This is a genomic window from Thermodesulfobacteriota bacterium, assembly GCA_040758155.1.
GTDB lineage: Bacteria > Desulfobacterota > Deferrimicrobia > Deferrimicrobiales > Deferrimicrobiaceae > UBA2219.
Genome location: JBFLWB010000012.1, coordinates 1 through 2794, shown reverse-complemented (window position 1 = coordinate 2794; position 2794 = coordinate 1). Strand labels below are relative to the sequence as shown.

Genomic DNA, 2794 nt, shown 5'->3' with positions numbered 1-2794 from the left:
CTCTGCGGCACGTATATAACCATTTAGATGGCCCGATTTTATAAGGGGCTTTCACTCATTGGAAGTTTATTGGCCCTTTGTTGACATCGGGCGGCGTAATAACATGGAAGGGCTGCTTGTCGGGGGGGAGCGCGAAAAGTCTAGGTCTATGAGACCCGGATTTTCAGATATACACCCCCCCGCCAAATGTTCGCATGTCGTTCCTGCTTTCACCGAGGCGGCGGACGTTTCCCGGTCGGGCATAAAGAAAAGGGAATATGATTTTCGATAAGGGGGAACGATGGATCCATTCGATCTCGTGGTGATCGGGGCGGGGCCCGGCGGGTACGTCGCGGCGATCCGGGCGGCGCAGTTAGGCATGCGCGTGGCCGTGGCCGAGCGCGACAGGCCGGGTGGGGTGTGCGTCAACCGGGGATGCATCCCCTCGAAGGCGATCCTCACCTCCGCGGGGCTGTTCGAGGAGATGAAGAACGCCGCCGCCCACGGCATCCGATGCCAGGGGGTCGAGGCCGACTACGGGGAGGTGATCCGGCGCAGTCGCAAGGTGGCCGACCGGATGTCGCGCGGCATCGCCTTTCTATTCAAGAAGAACAAGATCGAGCTGATCGCCGGGAGCGCGACGGTCACTTCGCCGACGACAGTCAAGGTCGGCGAGCAGGAGCTGACGGCGAAAAACATCCTCGTGGCGACCGGGACGGCGGTCCGCGGGCTTCCGGGGATCGAGCCGGACGGCGACGTCATCCTGACCAGCGACGACGCCCTGTTGAAGGAGGAGCTTCCGCGCTCGGTGACCGTCCTTGGCGCAGGCGCGGTGGGCGTGGAGTTCGCGTACATCTACCGGGCCTTCGGCGCCGAGGTCACGCTGGTCGAGATGGAGAGCCAGGTCCTGCCGAAGACCGACGGCGAGGTGGCGGCGGCGCTGGCGAAGTCGCTGCAGAAGCAGGGGATCAGAATCCTCACCTCCGCGCCGGCGAAGGGATACGACAAGGGGAAGCGCACCCTGACGGTCGCGAAGGACGGCAAGGAGGAGGCCATCGCGGCCGACAAGCTGCTGGTGGCCGTCGGCCGGAAGATGCTGTCCGCGGACTTAGGCCTCGAGGCGTGCGGCGTCCAGGTGGAGCGAGGGATCGTGAAGGTCGACGATCGGATGCGCACCTCCTGCCCGTCGATCTGGGCCATCGGCGACGTGACGGGGGGGATGATGCTGGCGCACAAGGCGTCCGCGGAGGGCGTCGCCGCAGCGGAAGCCATCGCGGGGAAGGATGCCCGCCGTCCCGACCCGGACCGGATCCCCGCCTGCGTCTTCTGCCGCCCCGAGGTGGCCACCATCGGGCTGTCGGAAGAGGATGCGAAGCGCCGGGGGATCGAGTACAAGGTGGCGAAGTTCCCGTTCATCGCGCTGGGGAAGGCCGTCGCCTCCGGGCACACGGACGGCTTCGTCAAGATGATCGCGGAGGCGAAGTACGGCGAGGTGATCGGCTGCCACATCATCGGCGCCGGGGCGCCGGACCTTATCGGCGAGATGTCGCTGGGGCGGACGCTGGAAACTACGTTCCACGAGATCGGCCGGACGGTCCACGCGCACCCCACGCTCCCCGAGGCGATCCGGGAGGCGGCGCTGATGCTTGGCGGCGAGTCGATCGACACATGAAATATCCTGTGGAATATCCTGCGAGGCGGCCATGACCGAGCGGAAAGACCGGGAACTGTACCACTGGCTCCGCCTGATCCGTGAATTCGAGGGGCGCGTTTCCGCTCTCGACAAGCAGGGGAAGCTGACCGGCGGCGTCTACTCCGGCAAGGGGCAGGAGGCGGTGACGGTGGGCTTCTGCCACGACCTGCGGAAGGAGGACTGGATCTTCCCCCTCCACCGGGACCTGGGCGCCTACCTCGTCAAGGGGGCGGACCCCCGGCTGCTGATGGCGCAGATCTTCGGCAAGCGCAGCGGTTTTTCCAGGGGGAAGGACTCCTACCTCCACGGCGGCGACCTGTCGAACGGGATCTTCGGCGCCACGTCGATGCTGGGCGGCACGCTTCCGGTGGCGGCGGGGATGGCCTTCAAGTTCAAGGTGCGCAAGGAGGACCGCGTGGCGGTGGCGTTCTTCGGCGAGGGGGCCAGCAGCCGCGGCGACGTGCACGAGGCGATGAACTTCGCCGGCGTCCACAAGCTGCCGGTGATCTTCGTCTGCGAGAACAACTTCTACGCCTACTCCACGCCGAACGAGCTCCAGTTCGCGGTGGACAGCGTGGCCGAGCGCGCCGCCGGCTACGGCTTCAAAGGGGACGTGGTCAACGGCAACGACCTGCACTCCGTGATGGAGTCCGCCCGGAAAGCGATCGACCGGGCGCGGAGCGGGGGAGGCCCCACGCTGGTGGAATGCCGGACCTACCGCTACCACGGCCACTCCGAGCACGACCGCGCGGATTACCGGGAAGAGGAAGAGGTCATCACCTGGGAGAGCCGCGACCCCATCGTCCTGTGGGAGCTGTACCTCGAGAGGAAGAAGAACGACATCAAGGCCGTCCGGAAGGAGACGGAGGAAGCGGTCCGCAGGATCGTCGACGAGGCCGTCTCCTTCGCGGAGGCGAGCCCCCTTCCCGAGGGGCCGGAGGCGATGGAGGACCTGTACGCCATGCCGATCGACACGGAGGTCCGCTGAAGCCATGCAGGTCACCTACATCGAGGCGATCCGCCAGGCGATGGAAGAGGAGATGGCCCGCGACGAGAACGTCCTGCTCATGGGGGAGGACGTCGGCGTCCTCGGAGGCGCGGTCAAGGTGTCGGCGGGGCTCA

General features: G+C 66.2%; 3 protein-coding genes. All 3 read left to right on the top strand.

Annotated elements, in window-relative coordinates; genetic code table 11:
* Positions 1-280: 280 nt before the first annotated feature.
* Positions 281-1651: a dihydrolipoyl dehydrogenase gene (gene lpdA / locus AB1346_01010; GenBank protein MEW6719007.1), complete on the top strand. Its 1371-nt coding sequence runs from the start codon at positions 281-283 to the stop codon at positions 1649-1651.
* A gap of 31 nt (positions 1652-1682) precedes the next feature.
* Positions 1683-2660, top strand: a complete 978-nt coding sequence (locus tag AB1346_01005; GenBank protein MEW6719006.1) for a thiamine pyrophosphate-dependent dehydrogenase E1 component subunit alpha — start codon at positions 1683-1685, stop codon at positions 2658-2660.
* A 4-nt stretch (positions 2661-2664) separates the two neighbouring features.
* Positions 2665-2794, top strand: a 130-nt coding sequence (locus AB1346_01000; GenBank protein MEW6719005.1) for an alpha-ketoacid dehydrogenase subunit beta, incomplete at its 3' end; no start/stop codon positions are given.